The organism is Yersinia entomophaga (assembly GCF_001656035.1).
Taxonomy (GTDB): domain Bacteria; phylum Pseudomonadota; class Gammaproteobacteria; order Enterobacterales; family Enterobacteriaceae; genus Yersinia; species Yersinia entomophaga.
Genome location: NZ_CP010029.1, coordinates 959,061 through 978,111, shown reverse-complemented (window position 1 = coordinate 978,111; position 19,051 = coordinate 959,061). Strand labels below are relative to the sequence as shown.

Genomic DNA, 19,051 nt, shown 5'->3' with positions numbered 1-19,051 from the left:
TCCGGCATAAAAAAAGCCCCGAACATCACGCGTCGGGGCTTTTTTATTTAGGACTATCAGGCGGAACGTGGCAGCGGTTCGGTAATACATAACAGGCTTTTCATCGCCTCCACCACTTCTTCATCCACGCAATAGCGAGCAAATTCATCCACATCGTTATCTGCACACATAGTGACACCGGCTTTACGGTAACGCATGGTGGAAGGACGTGTGCGGCCTGCGGAACTGTGTAATTCCGTGACGCCAATTTCTAAGAATTTCTGCATATTTGACAAGCGCACACCGGCACCGGCCATAATAATCGGCCCCTGGGTCGCGTTCACCAGATCGCGCAGTAAGGTTAACCCCAACTCGGCATTTTGCTGTTGGCCGGAGGTCAAAATCCGCGCCACGCCCAACTGCGTTAACTGTTCCAACGCCACCATCGGATTCAGACACATATCAAATGCCCGATGGAAAGTGACCGCCAGCGGGCCGCTGATCTCCATGATTTCACGCATTCGCGGCAAATCAATGTGCCCTTCTTCATCCAGTACGCCGACGACAACTCCGGCAAACCCCATATCCCGAATTTGTGCGATATCATTTTTCATGATCGCAAAATCACTCTCGCTATAGCAGAAATCACCACCGCGCGGCCGGACTATCGGGTGGACCGGAATGGTTACCGTGGCACGCGCTTGCATCAGCGCGCCCAAACTTGGCGTCAGGCCGCCTTCAGACTGACCTGAGCACAACTCAATTCTATCGGCTCCAGCGCGCTCAGCGGTCTGCGCGCAATCGACGCTATAGCAACAAATTTCTAACTTAGTCATTATCTCTCCCCTTTTGACAAACACATCTGCTACAGCTCATTTCACCACCCGTAAATCAATCATTCCGCCGTCTGATAGATTGGATGCAGAACTTATCACTCAAGCCCAAAGGTCATCTCATCAAGACTGCCGAAAGCCTTACTATGGCATTCAATTCAAAATAATGACTAGAGGTCAGTCACAGTGATAACCATAAGTGATAATCCTGAGCGAGATAAATAACCTAAACACGTTAACTATTGTGCTCACTGTCAATAATTTGCCTTAATGTATAGGGATGGAACTTAATGGTAATCGCGCCGTTGCTTACCGCCAGCGTGGGGTTAGCCAAACGTTCGGCTTCCCCTTTTGGCGAACTGAATTTGAAGGTCACGCCTACCGGTAGGTCAGACTCTGCCGGTAGCAGGCTCAACGCCCGCGAGTACAGCGTTTCCGGGGTGCCGGCCAATACCAGTTCAATATGCTCCCAGCCTTCATGGGGATAACGCTTATTTCCCGGATAAGGCAATTCTACGCAATCAATTCCCCAAGGCCCAACGGACAACGGCAGCGCTAAATCAAACAGGCAGATAGGGCGGCCATTGATAAGATTTTCTGACATCAGGCTACCGCACTGAAGCAAACCGCTGCGCCAGCGATCGGCTGTAGCGGCCTGGTGACAGCGTAGAGAAATGTGGTCGGCGGTGAACTGGCTGAGGTCCAAATTGAGCCGTTGCGCAAAATCCGTCAGCTGTTGTTCAAAACGGGGTAAATCCTGTACCAAATCCTGTAATTCGGTAATGTGTGCCAAGGCTTGCATAAGGTTTTCTCTCCGTTCATCGGGGGGGAAAGCGAATCGGCCATAATTTACCGTTTTCAGCGGCGAACAACAGAGTTTTGTCGATGAATCTCCGCTATTGCTGTTGAAATAACCGATAAAAGCACTGTTTTTGTTCGTTAGGAACATAGCGCTGAGATAGCACAAGCGGAAGGCTTTCCCCCTGCTGACGTCGGCGGGCAAATATGATATAAACCCAGCAGTTTTGTGGTTGGCCCTCCCGCGTAGAGAAACCGCGTGCGTGACGCCAGACCCGTTGATATTAACAGGGCGCATTTTTGCGCCTCATGTCCGTAATTAAGGTAACCCGGTGAATATTCAGGCTCTTCTTTCAGATAAAGTCAGCCAGGCGCTGATTGCAGCAGGTGCCCCCGTCGACAGCGAAGCGCAAGTTCGCCAGTCCGCAAAGGCCCAATTTGGCGATTATCAAGCAAATGGCGTGATGGCCGTTGCCAAAAAACTCGGTATGCAACCCCGACAACTGGCTGAAAAAGTGGTTGAGCTGCTGGATCTTGAGGGTATCGCCAGCAAAGTCGAGATCGCCGGCCCCGGTTTTATCAACATCTTCCTCGACCGCCAATGGGTTGCCGAGAAAGTCGAGTTTGCCCTGACTGCGCCAAAACTGGGGATTGCTCCGGTTGAGCCTCAGACCGTGGTTATCGACTATTCTGCGCCAAACGTAGCGAAAGAAATGCATGTGGGTCACCTACGCTCCACCATTATCGGTGACGCCGCCGCGCGAACGCTTGAATTTTTGGGTCACAATGTCATTCGCGCTAACCACGTCGGAGATTGGGGCACCCAATTCGGGATGCTGATCGCCTATCTGGAAAAAATGCAGAATGAGAACGCCAGCGATATGGGTCTGTCAGATCTGGAAGCTTTCTATCGCGAAGCGAAGAAAAATTACGATGAAGACGAAGAATTTGCGGCTCGCGCTCGCGCTTACGTCGTAAAACTGCAGGGCGGGGATGAATATTGCCGCGCCATGTGGCGTAAATTGGTGGATATCACCATGACGCAAAACCAGATTTCCTACGATCGTCTGAATGTCACTCTGACCAAAGACGACGTCATGGGTGAAAGTCTGTACAACTCAATGCTGCCGGGCATTGTGGCCGATCTAAAAGCGAAAGGTCTGGCGGTTGAGAGCGAAGGCGCTACCGTTGTATTCCTCGATGAATACAAAAATAAAGAAGGCGAGCCTATGGGCGTCATTATCCAGAAAAAGGATGGCGGCTACCTTTACACCACCACAGATATCGCCTGTGCCAAATATCGTTACGAAACGCTGGGTGCCGACCGGGTGCTGTATTACATCGATTCCCGGCAGCATCAGCATTTAATGCAAGCCTGGACCATCGTGCGTAAAGCCGGTTATGTTCCAGAATCCGTGCCGTTAGAACACCATATGTTCGGCATGATGCTGGGCAAAGATGGCAAACCATTCAAAACCCGCTCTGGCGGCACCGTTAAGCTGTCTGAACTGTTGGACGAAGCTATCGAACGCGCAGGTAAGCTGATCGCGGAGAAAAACCCGGATATGCCTGCGGATGAACTGGCCGAAGTGGTAAATGCGGTCGGTATCGGCGCGGTGAAATACGCCGACCTGTCGAAAAGCCGGACTACCGATTACGTCTTCGACTGGGATAATATGCTGGCATTGGACGGCAATACCGCGCCTTACATGCAATATGCTTATACCCGCGTAGTTTCAGTGTTTAAACGCGCTGGTGTGGTAGACGCGAGCAGCCTGACGCTGCCGTTAGTCATCACCGAAGACCGCGAAGCCGCACTGGCAACCCGTTTGCTTCAATTCGAAGAAACCATTACTAACGTCGCCCGCGAAGGCACTCCGCACGTTATGTGTGCCTATCTGTACGATGTGGCCGGTTTGTTCTCTAGCTTCTACGAGCACTGCCAGATTCTGAACGCCGATAGCGAAGAAAGCCGTCAAAGCCGCCTGAAACTGGCGATGCTAACCGCCAAGACGCTGAAGCAAGGTTTGGATACTTTGGGTATTGAAACGGTAGAACGGATGTAAAACCGATGGTGCGCGGGCATTGATTGTCTGCGGAAAATTGGTGATGTAACGATTGATCATGTGATCATGTAAGAGAAAATAGCCCACTTAACGAATAACTCCGTTAGCGTGGGCTATTATTTATTTGATCTAAAAAGAATAACCTCTTATCGCTCCCGCTTATTTAACCGTTTTATGGCTGATAATCGCGCCGCGAGCATCGCTAACCTCGGTCGTCCCTTTATCCACTTTAATGAACGGTGAATCCCCAGAAAGAATATCTTTGGTGCTGCCGCTCAACAGGCTGCCTACGGTGGCTGCCACATCGGCGCTGCCGCCGCCGTGATAGCGTTTGCCATTCATATCACTTTGCTCAAGACCGCCGCTGTTCAGGTCAACTTGCCCTTTCTGGCTACCGATCTGGCCGCCGATCAGCTGAGTTTTACCTTGTACGGTCAGGTTCACGCCCTGCTTGCCACTTAGCGCAGTTTGTTCACCAACGGCATCGTTTTTCACCACATCGGCGGTAACCTTAAAGTGCCCATCACGGCCTGCCGGGCCTAAAAGACTCTCTTTGGCCACATTGCCCGCTTTACGTGCACCTTTATCCCACAGCGCGCTGCCCTCTTTCTCATTGGCGAGCGTTTCCGGCAAGGTCACTTTATCCTCGGCTTTACTGAAGCTGACGCCGTTGGTGGTATCTTGTTTGCTGTCCAGACCGCGAGCGGTTTGGTTATATTTCTCCTCGGCTTTATCGAAGACTTTGTTCGCGCCGCCTTCCAGCGTTTCTTTTACTTTATCCGCGTAACGTGGCGTACCGACTTTAGAGACTTTGGAAACCACGCTGCTGTTCGGATCGTTGGTATGACTTAATCCAACGTCAACGCCAACTTTCAGACTTTGTTCGGTGTCTCTGCGGCTTTCAATACGCAAATCGCCGCCCACGCTGCCGTCCACTTTATCCGCTTTGACTTTCGCGCCGGCCAGAACCGTATCCGCATCGCTGGAGAAGCTCAGATCGCCGGTCGCAATCTGGGTATTTTGCTGAGTGCCTGCCTGTTTACGATCGAGACCGAAGGTCGCGCCGACGCCCGCCGTGTGGGTTTTCTTCCCGCTGGCGCTGTCTACCGCGCCCTGCTCATCTTTACCGAAACTTTGGCCGAGTTTACCGTTGGCTTTGCCTCCCAGATTCCAGTTATCTTTGTGCTCTCCGCTTTTAGCAGATTCCAGCACAATTCCACCATTATCCGCATTCAAAACGGTATTTTTGCTGCTCACCTGCGTACCTTCCAGGTGAATGGCTTGCTCATTATCACCGTTGGCCTGAATATTCAGGTTGCCGCTGCTAGTGATACCACCGCCTTGAGCGTCGTTGGTCGATTGATCGACTTTGGCGTAATCTGCGGCAAAGCCGAAGTTACCGCCAGCGCTGGTTTTTTTATCGGTTTCCCCTTTGCTGCCACCGGCGTCCAGATTGCCGGAGAACTTAGTGCTTTTCTCCCAATGGCTGGACTGTGCGGCCTGCAAATCAACTTTATTCCCGTTCAGCGTGACATCGCCCACCGGCCGATCTTTGCTGCCGATTTCACTGCCTTGCAGCGTTAAATCCTGTCCGGCATTCAATTCTACGCCTTGCAAGCCCTGTAATTGGCTCACGTTAGCGTGAGACGTCTTGCTTTCCCCTTTGTCATAGTCACCGCCCAAACCGCCGCCGAAGCTTTTGCTATCTGCGGTGAAACCACCTTTGCCAGAAGCCTTCACGTTGAAGCCGCTATGATTTTCGGTTTCGCGGTCGGTCGCCTGTTCAAAAGCTATATCGCCACCGGCAGTGACGTTGACTTTACCTTTTCCAGCGTCGAGAGCGGTTCCGGTATAGCGCGCGTCGTCTTTAACCCGAATCGTGATACCGTCTACCGCGCTGATGCCACCGGCAACGGCTTGCTCATTGATTTTATCGCTGCGAGTCGTCCCTCCCTGACCTTTAGCATCCACGACCACATCGCTACCGGTCGTGGTGTAAACCCGCACGCCGGCGCTGCCATTCGTTTCACGACTAACGGTCTGATCGCGATTCACCGCAGCTTCGTGGCTATGGCTTTCTGCATCCAAGGTGACGCCGCCCTGATTAGCTTTGTATTGCGTTCCCTGATCGCGGATTGCTCCCCCTGCATTGATGGAAATATCACCGGCATTCACCGTATTCACTACCGCTTGCTCGCTGTTTTTACGCACATCACTGCTGCTACCGCTGGCGTTAACATCAATCCCAACGTTCGGCGCACCTATTCCGCCGATATCATTAAGCGTACCGCCAGCATCCAGGCTGGCAACCTTGCCACCGGCGCGCTCTAACGGGCGAGTGATGGCGCTATAATCGGCGTTTACACCGATATCTACGCCCACTTTCAACGTTGTGGTTGTGCTGTTATCGCTATTTTTAGCCGCCAGATTGTGGACATTATCGGCATCAACCTGATATTTCCCACCAATCTGTTGCTGGGTGCCCTGATGAGTCAGGTCGCCCTTGGCCGCAATCACCAAATCTCCGCTGACCTGAGTCCCAGAAACCAGCGCTTTGCTGCCATCGCTGTGAGTTTTGCTGCTTTCATGCCCCACCTGAATACCACTGCCGGCTTTATCCATCCCGCCCACGTAATAGAAACCGCCGCCGGTTTTGGCGTGGCTGCTTTCACTGGTGGTTTGATCTTCTGCTGCTGTAAAGGTGACATTGTTGCCGCTGACTTTGGCATCGCCGTGATGAGCGACCAGCTGAGAGCCAGTGAAAGTGACATCTTTACCCGATGCTAACGTCACGCTCCCCCCGCTCAGGGTTGAAGATTTGTTTTCACTGCGTTCGGTATTTTCGGTATCGCGAGTGTGATCCAGATTAACACCCGCGCGATATTGCTTATCTCCGGTTTTCTCCGCGTGGCCTTTCAGGCTTAAAGCGGTTTTCTCTTCATCGATTTTGTGTTGCAGTTCGGCTGCTTTCACATTGACATCACCCAGAGCGTCAATGCCCAGCTCGCCCGCGCTTTTCACCAAACTGCCTACCACGGTAATATCCTGCTGGCTGAACAGTTTTAAATCCGCATCGGATTTCAGTTCACTGCCTACAGTCTGCTGCATGGAGTTATTGGTCTTTTGTGAACCCTTGGTGATGTTGAATACGGTTCCGGTGCGGCTATTCACTTTATCGGTAGTGGTACTCACGGCATTATCAATCACCAAATCGCCGTGTTGGGTTTGCACAAAACCGCCCTGCGTCCCTTTTACTTTACTACCGGTAATAGTGACGCCCTGATTACCGGACACCAAAAGTTTACCGCCCGCCGTCAGTTCTGAAGCCTGGCTGATTTCCTGTAAATTGGCATTGTCTTTATTATCACCGCCGCCAATTCCGCCCCAGGCCGTTTTATTATCTTTCTGAGTTTTTCTATTGGCGGTTTTCTGCACGTCAATCCGCACCTTTTCCGCCGTGACCAGCAAATCTTTACCGGCTTGCACATTGCCTGCGCGACTGACCACCGCGTTGCCGGCCGTTAGCCCCAGATTATCGCCCGCTCGTAGTTGGCTTTTCTTCAGACTTTCACTTTCGCTGCTTTCCTGCCAGTTTCCCGTCAGTAAGCTGGCCGTGTGATTTTTGCGATAGCCAGTTTCGGTGGATTTCTTCTGCTCCACCAACCCCGTCAGCTGAATGTCGCCGGTAGCGTTGAGTGCCAGATTGTTACCCGCTTCCACGCTACTGCCTTTCAACTGAATATCACCAGCCGTGGCCTTCAGAGTCGCGTTCTCACGGGCTTTGACCGACGTCCCGATCTGCTGACGCTGTTCGCTTTCTGTCGTGACATTGTGCCGCCAGGTAAGCTTATCCTGATTGTGCGTATGACCCTGAGTCTGGGTCAGCATCTGCCCGTCCAACGTCAGTTCACCACCTTGCAGGGTGACATTATCCCCTTGAATATCTGTCGCCGTCAGTCGGTTACGATCGCTGGCGTTCAGCGTGATATTTTTGCCGGTTAATACCGTACGCTGTAATCGTTGCGTGGTACTGCGGTCATTGACGTACTGGCCGCTCCAGGTGCTGTTGTAATTCTCACTGCCGTCGCGATTCGTACTGCTGTTTTTCACGACGCCTTGAGCATCGATGTTTTTACCCTGTAGACCGATATCACCACCGCGCAGATTCGCTGCCTGTAAGCCCAAATTGCCCTGAGAGCTTACGTCTATGCCTTCCAACCCGGTGAATTCCCCGGCCAGATTTACGCCACTGCCCACAGTAGTATTCACCAAGCGAATGCGACCCGCCTGCATACTGCCGAGATAGTAGCTGTCCAGACTACTGTTCGGGACATCCTCCGCTCGCACTAAACTGCCGTCGGCTGCAGTTTGATTGTGCCCACTGAGCGCGTTAATTTGCTGCGTGGCAATCACTTTCCCGCGACTGTCAATTTTGGGCGCGATCAGATCCAACACGCTGTTGGCCTGTAATCCGCCGGAGCGAATGCTCAAAGTATTGTCATTGCCGAAAGTGTTGAAACCGGTTAAGGCTCCTTTTTCAAGCAGCGGGTTTCCCACCACTAAAGCGGAGCGATTGGTGTTGATGAACCCGCAACCATCACAGGCAATACCGTTCGGGTTAGCCAGCACATAATCTGCCGCCATACCGAATATTTCCTGCTTACCCAGCAATAACGATGGGTTGCGGCTAATGACCTCGTTCAAAATGACGTTAGCGGCCTGTCCGTTCAGGTTGGGGTTAGCGTTCAGCTGACCGGCTAACTGAGATTGTCCGTCGTTCAAGGCGTTATTCAGCACCGCCCCCGGTTTGTTAACGTTGAAATCCTGATATTGGTTATGAGACAGGCCCGAGGCGTTCGGGGTGACGATATTCACCACCGCCGCACCGTTTGCCGCCTGACTGATGCCCGGATTATGCCCGGCATCGCCCGCACCGATAATATCTGCTGCCTGAGTTGCGGTTAGCGAAGTAATGATAATCGCCAGCGACGCGGCAAGCTTTCCTGAGGGGGAAAGGCGGAACTTACTTTTTTTCATCCATGTTTCTCCAAATATTTCCATTCATTGAAAGGTAAAAGCACTGCAATACTGACGAATGGAAAGTCAGCTAAAAGCTGTAGCTCAGGCGAGCTAACACCTGAATCGGGTCGGTGGGACTTTTTTGATCGGAAAGCAGCCATCCTCGGCTCACATCCAGATCAACCACCGCCTGCGAATATTTGAAGGACACACCGGCACTCAGCCCCATATTGCTCTGCCAGCCAACGGCATCGCGATGGGCTTGAACACGCCCTACGTCAACGCCTATGCGCGGCGTCAAGCTGGCATTACCGAGCGTCATCGGCCGTGATAATGTATTTTGCAGATACCAGCCGTTATCCGCCGAAAGGGTATTGCGGCTAAAACCGCGCACCGCGCTGCGATCGGTCAGGCTTAGCCATTCGACCCCCGGCAAGGGATCGCGACTGTACTGGCCGTAAAACAGGTGAGTGAGTTGGTAAGGCTGCTCCCACAGGCTAAAACGCTGGCTGAGAGTGGCAAACATTTTCGCTTTGGTGAATTGGGCATCAGGGTAGTTAGCCGACCGATGCGAACTGGCTTTATCCGCGCCAAACCAACTGAGTCCCCGTTCTACGCTGGCATTTAGGCTGAGCACGCCGCGCGGAAGAATTTGCAAATGATTGGCACCCAACTCCAATACCGTCAGGGTGGTACTGCTGATACCTAAACGGGAAGACTCAAGGTAGTTATTCACGTTCTTATAGGTCAGCTGAACGTTCAGGGCATCGATCTGCTCCTGGTCGCGATAAAACATATAATCTGCGCGCCCGCCGTACTGCTGGGTATTGCCATCCAGTTTCACGGTATTAAGCGGTAAGCGCTGGTAATTCAGGTATTCGGAATAACTGGCAAAACTGCTGAATGTCCAAGCTCCGTAGGGCAAAGAATAAAGTAAGGTATAAGCCCGGTTATGATGCCGCGATTCATCTTTGATCGTGCTGCTGATATTCATGCTGACAAAGTCAGATAAACCAAATGGGCTATCTACGCTAGCGGTAGTACGGACCAACCACTCTCCGGTATTTTTCTGACCATAGTTATCCAACGTGCCTGTGAGCAACCAGGGCTTTTTATGCGTATTGTTTAGACGAATAATAGAACCGCCGGTGCTCCTCCCTGGCAAAATATCTAATTTCGTCTGATTGGATTGCAATCGATTGGCCTGGTCTAAACCTTGATCAAGCTGCGACAATTTGAGCGGCTTACCTACAACATCAGGGAATAATAATCGGCTATTCACCCAATAATCGCCCCCTTCTATTTTCTCTACCACGCCCTCAATAACATTGATGCCCAATTCGCCGTCAGCATTCAGCGGAACAAAATTCACGCGAGCGGTGATATAACCCTGCCTAACATAGAGACGGGTTAATTCATGAGTCAGGCGATTGATATCATTGCTGGTAATGCAATCCGAAGGTAAAGCGGTCAGTTTATTCAGTTCACCCATTCCTAAAAGGGTTATTCCCTGTAAATAAACGCCCTTTATCGCCAGACAACGATCGGATTCCGGCAACGCCGCCTGAGCAGGAATAACGTCCTCTTCAATCGCCTTAGGTTGGCGCAACTGTTGGTAGCGACGCTGTTCCATTAGCTCATTAACCTCACGGGCGCTGTTCTGCAAAGAGCGGCGCGCTTCGCTTTCACCTAGCGGTAAAAAATTCCCCATAGCGGGCTGAGTCGCCGCCTGGACGGGGCTACTGACGAGCAGAAAATAGAGTCCGATTCTTTTTATCATAGATTCCATTATGAGAAATAGCCCAAGCTATTTAGTAAATAACCTGCCCTACTCATCCTTGAGTTAAATATATGTAAATATATTTCATTCTAAATTGACTGAACCCTGAATTCAGCAGGGCGCAAACGGTTATATCGCTGTTGTCTAGTCAGACTTAAACGCAATCAGAATGTTATTAAACCAGTAAATAAATCAATTATCCTTCAACACTAAGTCAAATTAATGTGTACAGCATTCCTAATGAAAATCATCATTTAGAAGATTCTTATAAAATATCAAATCTTTCAAAAACCCCGACTTAATACACTTATCGGCATGAATAAGAAAAATATTAGCTTTAATTACCAACCTCGCTAGCATAGTTCTAAGAAATAATGGGGATAATTAATATAAAAGAATTTTGGCGGGAACTTGTAGTGCAGGAAATAAAACTGAGATATTGATCTCATTTGATATAAAAAAACACCCTGTCAGCGTACCGCTAACAGGGTGGAGGTGACTATTTCACGTAACCCCGAGAAGAATCGGGCTTTACATAGAGATGATATGAGCATTTTTGCCCATTTAGTTATCAGGCAACCCGGCGGGCAAAGTCGCGCAGTTTGAAACCGAGTAGCGCCAGAACGCCAAAGTAGGCCACCACGCCAGCCACCACGACCGCAAACAGACGTAACAGACGGTAGGCCATTCCGCCGACGTCCCAGGCTGGCATTAACCACAGCATACCAATCAGTACGGCGGACATTGCAACCACGCCTACAATCAGTTTGGTCATAAATATCCCCCAACCCGGCTGAGGCTGGAAGATTTTCTGTTTACGCAACTGCCAGTACAGCAGGCTGGCGTTCAGACAGGCGCCCAAACCAATAGACAGAGACAAACCAGCGTGCTTCAGCGGCCCGATAAACATCAGGTTCATCACCTGAGTCATGATCAACGTGGCGATGGCAATTTTCACCGGCGTTTTAATGTTTTGACGAGAATAAAAGCCGGGCGCCAATACCTTCACCACAATTAGCCCAATTAAACCAACCGAATAGGCCACCAGCGCACGTTGGGTCATTACCGCATCAAAAGCGTTGAATTTACCGTACTGGAACAGGGAAACCACCAGCGGCTTGGCCAAAATACCCAAGGCGACCGCGCTGGGAATAGCCAGCAGGAAGCACAGGCGCAGCCCCCAATCCATCAGGCGAGAATACTCATCGTGGTTGCCGCTGGAGAAACTTTTCGCCAGCGATGGCAACAAAATAGTGCCTAACGCCACACCCAACACGCCGGAAGGAAACTCCATCAGGCGATCGGCGTAATACATCCATGAAACCGAACCAGACACCAGAAAAGAAGCAAAAATGGTATTGATGATCAGGGATATCTGGCTAACGGAAACCCCTAAAATTGCAGGTCCCATCTGGCGCATCACCCGCCACACGCCAGCGTCGCGCAGCGCCAGACGAGGCAACACCAGCATACCGATTTTCTTCAAATGCGGCAGCTGATAGCCCAATTGGAGTACGCCACCCAAAACGACAGCCCAGGCCAAAGCTAAAATCGGCGGATGGAAATACGGTGCGGCAAATAAAGCGAAACCGATCATGCTGACGTTCAATAACGTCGGTGCAAAGGCCGGAATGGAGAAACGGTTCCAGGTATTCAGTATCGCCCCCACCAGCGAGGCCAGTGAGATCAATAGGATATACGGGAAAGTAATGCGCAACAGTGCAGAAGTCAGAGCAAATTTATCCGGCGTATCGGTAAAACCAGGGGCAGTAATGTAAATCACCCAAGGCGCTGCCAGCATCCCCAATACCGTGACCACTGCCAATACCAGCGTTAACAGGCCGGAAACATAAGCCACAAAGGTGCGGGTCGCCTCTTCCCCCTGCTGACTTTTGTATTCTGCCAGAATCGGCACGAAAGCCTGCGAGAACGCCCCTTCAGCAAAAATGCGTCGCAACAGATTAGGTAATTTGAATGCGACAAAAAATGCATCGGTAGCCATACCGGCACCAAAAATTCGCGCGACAATGGCATCCCGGGCAAAGCCCAACACGCGCGAGAACATGGTCATCGAACTGACCGCAGCCAGTGATTTAAGTAAATTCATATATTTTCTGATTCGTTACGCTGGAAATATCAACGCCTGCAATTAGCAGGCGTCAGCTCAACCCGATGACGGGTTTTTAGTATGACAATAGTCTACGTATCCGCCGACTAATAGCCACTTCTTGTTGTAACAATCTGCATCTCGCCACCTTGCGGGCTTCTCAACGCTTTTCCAGCATTTTTTCCACCCTTCGCTGAGCGCTAATAGCCTGTTCACCGGAAATCAACGGCGGGGTTTGATGGCTGACGGAATCGATAAAATGACGTACCGCGCCGACGAAGCCGCGCTGTTCTAACGTTGTTTGCCAGCCCGGTGCCGGAGTTTCAATCATCTGTCCGGCAGACTCCTGCTGCCAGCGCCGCATATCGGTGATCTGGTAGCAATGCCCTTCCGTCAATGCCTGAACACTTTCCCGCTGGGTTCCCGCCCGACGATGCATACTGCTGGTAATCAGGCAGTTTCCAGCCTGAAAATGATGTTCGGCATACAGCATCTGACCCGCGTCATTAGTGGCGATATGCCCTCCCAATAGGCTGGCGTTTTCGCCTCCCAGCCACAGGACGGTATCCAGCACGTGCAGATAATCATCCAGCAGGGTAAACCCTAGCCCGTTTGGGCCAACGCTATCCTGTCGGTGTTTTTCCATGCGCAGGGAAGCCGGCTGATTCATTTCCAGCTTAAGTTGCTGATACAGCGGCGCAAAACGGCGATTGAAGCCAACCATCAGCGCCTTGCCCTGTTTTTCCGCTAGTTCAATTAACTGTTCCGATTGTTCCACGGTTTCAGCGAGTGGTTTATCCACGTAGACGTGAACGCCAGCGCGCAGCAGTTCGCCGATCACCTGAAAATGGCTGGCGGTGCTGCTGTGAACAAAAATCGCGTCGCAGGCCGTCGCGAGCTCATTCAACCGGGGAAAATACGGTATTCTGTAGCGGTCACACAGCGGCTGAGCCTTGGCCTGACTGGGCGAAAAAGCGCCTGCCAGCGTCCAGTCGTCGGCACGGCTTAAAATCGGTAAATAGGCTTTTTGCGCAATACCGCCAAGCCCCACCATACCCACGCGAAGTTTTTTCATAGTGACCTTATTAGTCATCCAACTGGGTCATGACTTCATCCAAACGGCGAGTCAATTCAGCTACCTGATATTCAAGTTGAGCAATTCGGGTTTCCAGCACGCCGTTGACCGGCTCGCTTGCCAGCTCGTCCGCAGAGGCGGCGGCAACCTCACCGCTAAACAGATGCATATAGCGGCTTTCTCGCTTGCCTGGTTCGCGCGGCAAACGCACCACAAAAGGCCCGTCTTCACGTGTAGCAAGACTTTCCAGCGTTGCCTCTACCTCACTCACGTCGCTGAATTCATGCATACGATTGGTGCGGGTACGCAACTCTCCCGGCGTTTGCGCGCCGCGTAGCAATAATGTGGTGACTATCGCGACTTCCGCGGAAGAAAACTTCAGATGACCGAACTCCGAGTTGCAAAATCGGTGTTCATATTTCATTACCCGGCTATTCACCAGACTTTGGCTACGAATAACGTGTTTTTTCGTTAGCAGATCGAGCGTTTGCTGCACTTCGCTCTCGGACAGTTCCATCACCGGCTCACGGTTGGTTTTCTGGTTACAGGCGGTGGCGATACCGTTTAGAGACATTGGATATTGCTCCGGTGTTGTCACCTGTTTTTCCAGCAAACAGCCCACTACACGGGCTTCTAACGGGCTTAAACTGTATTTCATCCTAACCTCAGCGCGTTGCTTTCCATTCAGTATCGGTCAATGCCGTCAGCACGTGATCGCGCCACTGACCATCGATGAGCAAATAATCTTTCGCATAACCTTCACGTTCAAAGCCCAATCTGGCCAACAGATCGCCACTGCGGCGATTATGCGGCATATAGTTAGCCATGATTCGGTGCATTTTTTCCTGTCGCTGCATATAGCGAATCAGCGGTTGCAGCGCTTCAAACATTAAGCCCTGTCCCTGCCAGCGTTCGCCAAGAGAATAGCCGAGGAAACAGGCGTGGAATGAACCGCGCATCACATTGCTGAAATTGGCGACGCCGCGCACCTCATTCTCTTCCGGATCGAGCAGAATAAAATAATAGGCGCTGCCCTGTTTATGCATCTCGGCAATCATGCTGAGCCGCGCTTGCCAACCGGAAGGCACGCAGTGGCTTTGATCCCGCACAGGCTCCCAAGGTTTAAGGAATGCCTGATTCTCGGCGTAGTACTCCGCCATCCGGTACGCATCCCGCTCATGAACCAAACGCAGCGACATACGATCGGTTGTCAGGCGTACTTTTGGTGATACTGAATGATAGCCAAACATCGACTCCCCTTAGTTCAGGCGGAACATTAAAAGTGACGATTAATATAACCGTTGCAATGGTCGCGGGTAAAACCGCTATTGACGAGTTATTGCGCAATCAATTCGCAAAAACGATTTTTTTTACCAATTTGCCCGCTAGCTAACATATTGACGATAAAAAAATATTATCAACTCACCATCTATCGCTTCCATCAATTTGGGTACAAACTATCAGGGTAATAATTACCCTTCCTCTCTTTCTATTTTCTGACGGTGAAACATGTCTCTGGTATCGCAAGCGCGCAGCTTGGGTAAGTACTTCTTATTGTTTGATAACTTATTAGTCGTGCTGGGGTTTTTCGTGGTGTTTCCCCTGATATCCATCCGATTTGTCGATCAATTAGGCTGGGCGGCGGTTGTTGTCGGTGCCGCACTGGGATTGAGACAGTTTATTCAACAAGGCCTTGGCATTTTCGGCGGCGCCATTGCCGATCGTTTTGGCGCAAAACCAATGATCGTGATTGGGATGTTGCTGCGCGCGGCGGGTTTTGCCCTGATGGCCATCGCGGATCAGCCGTGGATTCTGTGGCTCGCCTGCGCATTGTCCGCGCTGGGCGGCACATTGTTCGATCCGCCGCGCACCGCGTTGGTGATCAAACTGGTTCGCCCTCATGAACGTGGCCGTTTTTACTCTATTCTCATGATGCAAGATAGCGCCGGTGCAGTGATCGGCGCTCTGCTGGGCAGTTGGCTGCTCCAGTATGATTTTCATCTGGTGTGTTGGGTTGGTGCATTTATTTTTGTGCTGGCCGCGCTGTGGAACGCCTGGCTGCTCCCCGCCTACCGTATTTCAACGGTGCGCACCCCAATGCGGGAAGGCATGCTGCGAGTGATTCGCGACAAACGCTTCCTGACCTATGTCCTGACGCTCACCGGTTATTACATGCTGGCGGTCCAGGTGATGTTGATGCTGCCTATCGTTGTAAACGAAGTGGCCGGTTCTCCGGCGGCGGTAAAATGGATGTATGCCATTGAAGCCGCGCTGTCATTGACGTTGCTGTATCCGATCGCCCGCTGGAGCGAAAAGCATTTTCGTCTGGAACAACGGCTGATGACCGGCCTGTTTATTATGAGCATCAGCATGTTCCCTATCGGGTTAACCGACAGTTTGCAAACATTATTAATGCTGATCTGCTTCTTCTATTTGGGTTCCATTATTGCCGAGCCAGCGCGGGAAACCCTGAGCGCCTCGCTGGCAGATGCGCGTGCCAGAGGTAGCTATATGGGCTTTAGCCGTTTAGGTTTGGCATTGGGTGGCGCACTAGGCTACACCGGTGGCGGCTGGATGTACGACACAGGCAAAAGCCTGTCTTTGCCGCAGCTCCCTTGGTTCCTACTCGGAATCATCGGCCTGATTACGCTGGCTGGATTATATTGGCAGTTTAATCAACGGCGTATCGAACCGGCAATGTTAAGTGGCAGCTAATCTTGCCACAAGTGACCGAATCAAATGGATAGCCAGGCTTAAACAGTGAGTTATTCCTATGTTGAAAGTGATTGCGCAAGATTTTGTTCATCCTGAACATATCGATAAAGTCATGCCGCTATACCGGGAATGAGTAGGAAAAACCTTGCAGGAGCCGCTTTGTCACGCTTATGAGTTGTGTATCAACCAAAAAGATCCCGGCCATTTCATTTTTATCGAGCAATGGCCGGATCGCGTCGCGCTGGATACCCACTGCAAAACCGAGCATTTCAGGCGTCTGGTTCCGCAAATAGACAGTTACCAACGACAGGCAGGCACTTTTTTGCTGATGGACACTTTCGAGAATCAGGAATAAACGCGCCTAAAACCGGGTCTGGTTAATTAAATCATCGGACACAGAGTTATCCGATTGGCAGTTTCTCCCCGCTCCCGCACTATCCAGCCTTATTTCTGAACGCCACCAATGGCGTTGCAACGGCAGAAACCGGTTACAAATTCCAACCCAAGGTCTAACCGGTTACTATTAGCCAAATTTGCGGTTCAACGAGGTCATAATGAGAAAGCTACTTTGGGGCGCTGCCGCTCTGATTTTTGTCGGTGCCATTGCCGGCTGCAACCCACTGACACAGTACACGCTAACCGAGCAAGAAATTAACGAGTATCTGCAAAAACACAATCATTACGAGAAACAGATTGGCGTGCCGGGGCTGGTGGATGCCCATATTACCCTGAGCCAATTACAGAGCCAGATAGGGCGCGCCGAGCCGGGTAAAGTGACGCTAACCGGCAATGCGCAGGTGAAAATCAGTTCGATCCTCGGCCCGCAGAACGCCGATATGCAGCTGACGCTGAAAGCGCAGCCGGTATTCGATCGCGAGAAAGGGGCTATTTTCCTGAAAGATATGGAAGTGACCGATTATAAAGTCCAACCAGAAAAAATGGATTCGGCGATGAGTATGTTAAAACCCTATTTGAATCAGTCACTAAAATCGTATTTTGACCAACAACCGGCCTATGTATTAGATGCTGACAAAAGTAAAACCGAAGCTATGGCGAAAAAACTGGCTAAAGGACTGGAAGTTAAACCGGGGATGTTAATCGTACCCTTTACTGACTAAAACCTGCGTTTACTGAACAATCATACCAGCCCGCCGATCGGCGGGCTTTTTGATCGTCCAGGCTAGGCAAACCTACGGTTTATTCTGCCTCGGGCTCGTCTTCTTCTTCCGCCAGCTCATCGCGCATCGCCTGAAGCGCTTCGCGAGTTAACTGCGCTAGCGTGCGGTAAAAACCGGTCGCCGCATGGGCTTCCACTTTACCGAGGAAACGCCCGCACCACGGGAACAGGAAATCATCAAACAGAGCAATCTGCGCCTGAACTTCGTCTTCCTGCGCCTGATCTTCCAGCCAGGAGGCGGCCAGTAGCAGAGAGCCAAAGTGATCTACCGGCCCGTCGTTTAACGGCATACCGCGTTGTTGCAAGAAAGCGCGTAACTCTGCTTCCGGACGCGCGTCTTCCCATTGAGAAGCAAAAGGCGAAACGCTGCATTCACTGCCGGTAAATAACGCGGCATAATCATCGGCCAGCGCCTGCGGCTGATATTCCTGCTGCAAACGCGCCAGCAGATCGCTTTGCTCCAGCGGCCAATGTTGCTCCAGCTTCCCCTGTTCAATCAGAGTAAACAGCGGCGCTAACAGCGGATCTTGTGGTTGACGATAAAACAGCGAACCCAAAACCCGGCAAACCAGCGAAAAATCATTCATAAAACTGTCCTAATCCATTTGTCTATGGGTCTACGGCGGTAAATGTTTTTCGCAGCAAACGCTTTTACTACGCTGACCATTTACTACGGTAACTATTTTTCTGCGCTAACATTGGGCGTGACGATGTCACATATCGGCTAATTCCGCAATGGCCGGGCGGCCTCGCAGTTCGAGGAAATTCAGTAAACGGCGCGGGCTTACGTTCAAAATGCGATCTTCTGGGAACCCCACATCAGCAATTATGCGTTCGCAGTGATCAAAAATCCCCAGCGAAAATGCCACGTGAGAATCAGACCCCAGCGCCAGCCAGCCCCCCGCATTCCGCACCGCTTCGGCAATAGCGCGGCAGTTGGCTTCACTGCCTTTACGGGAATGAGTAAAGGATGAATTGTTCAACTCCAGCGCCACCTGATATTTTGCTGCCGCCGCCGCAACGGCGGGAATATCGACCGGAAACTTCGGATTTCCCGGGTGGCTGATAATGTGCACATCGCCCTGCGCCATCGCAGCAATCATTGCCTGGGTATGAGCGGCTTTGTCCTGCGGCGGAAAGACCGGTTCATGGAAACCGGCGATCACCAGATCCACCGCGTCCAGCATCGGGCCGGTGCAATCAATATCCCCGTCCAGATTTTTAATATTCGCTTCAATACCGCGTAGAATACCCACACCATCAACCAAGCGTGGCCACACTTTCATATTCATAAAGTGCCAATAGTGGGGAGCATCAGCCATATCTGGGCCGTGATCGGTAATCGCAAACAGCTGAATATTCTTTTGTTTCGCTTCGGCGATGTAATCATGCAGGGTACTGTAAGCGTGGGTGCTGGCGACTGTGTGCATATGCAAATCAACTGGATACATAACTACTCCGCGGGTTCTTATTCTCAGTTTGTCAGGCAAAACATAGTCCGC

The 19,051-nt window shown here is 51.3% G+C and carries 13 protein-coding genes and 1 pseudogene; 4 read left to right on the top strand and 10 right to left on the bottom strand.

What is annotated here, in order from left to right:
• Window positions 1-56: 56 nt before the first annotated feature.
• A complete protein-coding gene (cutC, locus tag PL78_RS04410) occupies window positions 57-815 on the bottom strand; it encodes a copper homeostasis protein CutC (RefSeq protein ID WP_064513456.1) in 759 nt (252 codons plus the stop codon).
• Between the two features lie 232 nt (window positions 816-1,047).
• The gene (locus tag PL78_RS04405) at window positions 1,048-1,614 is read right to left on the bottom strand and encodes a VOC family protein (RefSeq protein ID WP_064513454.1); all 567 of its coding nucleotides are present in this window, start codon (window positions 1,612-1,614) and stop codon (window positions 1,048-1,050) included.
• A gap of 328 nt (window positions 1,615-1,942) precedes the next feature.
• Between PL78_RS04405 and argS the strand changes: the two genes are divergently transcribed.
• Window positions 1,943-3,676 carry an arginine--tRNA ligase gene (gene argS / locus PL78_RS04400; protein WP_064513452.1) on the top strand — a complete coding sequence of 578 codons (1,734 nt, stop codon included), beginning with the start codon at window positions 1,943-1,945 and terminating at the stop codon, window positions 3,674-3,676.
• A 159-nt stretch (window positions 3,677-3,835) separates the two neighbouring features.
• Here argS and PL78_RS04395 read toward each other — a convergent pair whose 3' ends face one another.
• The 6 genes from PL78_RS04395 to rimJ form a co-directional block, all read right to left on the bottom strand.
• A complete protein-coding gene (locus tag PL78_RS04395) occupies window positions 3,836-8,713 on the bottom strand; it encodes a hemagglutinin repeat-containing protein (protein ID WP_064513450.1) in 4,878 nt (1,625 codons plus the stop codon).
• Between the two features lie 70 nt (window positions 8,714-8,783).
• Window positions 8,784-10,475 carry a ShlB/FhaC/HecB family hemolysin secretion/activation protein gene (locus tag PL78_RS04390; RefSeq protein WP_064513448.1) on the bottom strand — a complete coding sequence of 564 codons (1,692 nt, stop codon included), beginning with the start codon at window positions 10,473-10,475 and terminating at the stop codon, window positions 8,784-8,786.
• A gap of 571 nt (window positions 10,476-11,046) precedes the next feature.
• Window positions 11,047-12,582: a murein biosynthesis integral membrane protein MurJ gene (murJ, locus tag PL78_RS04385; RefSeq protein WP_064513446.1), complete on the bottom strand. Its 1,536-nt coding sequence runs from the start codon at window positions 12,580-12,582 to the stop codon at window positions 11,047-11,049.
• Window positions 12,583-12,742: 160 nt separating this feature from the next.
• Window positions 12,743-13,657 carry a Gfo/Idh/MocA family protein gene (locus PL78_RS04380; RefSeq protein WP_084414375.1) on the bottom strand — a complete coding sequence of 305 codons (915 nt, stop codon included), beginning with the start codon at window positions 13,655-13,657 and terminating at the stop codon, window positions 12,743-12,745.
• 10 nt (window positions 13,658-13,667) lie between these two features.
• A complete protein-coding gene (locus tag PL78_RS04375; RefSeq protein WP_064513442.1) occupies window positions 13,668-14,315 on the bottom strand; it encodes a YceH family protein in 648 nt (215 codons plus the stop codon).
• A gap of 7 nt (window positions 14,316-14,322) precedes the next feature.
• The gene (gene rimJ / locus PL78_RS04370; RefSeq protein ID WP_064513441.1) at window positions 14,323-14,907 is read right to left on the bottom strand and encodes a ribosomal protein S5-alanine N-acetyltransferase; all 585 of its coding nucleotides are present in this window, start codon (window positions 14,905-14,907) and stop codon (window positions 14,323-14,325) included.
• Window positions 14,908-15,166: 259 nt separating this feature from the next.
• Here rimJ and mdtH point away from each other — a divergent pair, with 259 nt between their 5' ends.
• The 3 genes and pseudogenes from mdtH (at window position 15,167) to PL78_RS04355 (ending at window position 17,490) form a co-directional block, all read left to right on the top strand.
• Window positions 15,167-16,372: a multidrug efflux MFS transporter MdtH gene (mdtH, locus tag PL78_RS04365; protein WP_064513438.1), complete on the top strand. Its 1,206-nt coding sequence runs from the start codon at window positions 15,167-15,169 to the stop codon at window positions 16,370-16,372.
• Window positions 16,373-16,430: 58 nt separating this feature from the next.
• Window positions 16,431-16,727 (top strand): annotated as a pseudogene (locus PL78_RS04360) (putative quinol monooxygenase).
• A 199-nt stretch (window positions 16,728-16,926) separates the two neighbouring features.
• Complete coding sequence (locus PL78_RS04355) at window positions 16,927-17,490, top strand: lipoprotein (protein ID WP_064513436.1); 564 nt, start codon at window positions 16,927-16,929, stop codon at window positions 17,488-17,490.
• Between the two features lie 79 nt (window positions 17,491-17,569).
• Here PL78_RS04355 and PL78_RS04350 read toward each other — a convergent pair whose 3' ends face one another.
• Window positions 17,570-18,136, bottom strand: a complete 567-nt coding sequence (locus PL78_RS04350) for a TorD/DmsD family molecular chaperone (RefSeq protein WP_064513435.1) — start codon at window positions 18,134-18,136, stop codon at window positions 17,570-17,572.
• A gap of 126 nt (window positions 18,137-18,262) precedes the next feature.
• Window positions 18,263-19,000, bottom strand: a complete 738-nt coding sequence (locus tag PL78_RS04345) for a phosphatase (protein WP_064513433.1) — start codon at window positions 18,998-19,000, stop codon at window positions 18,263-18,265.
• Between the last annotated feature and the right edge of the window lie 51 nt (window positions 19,001-19,051).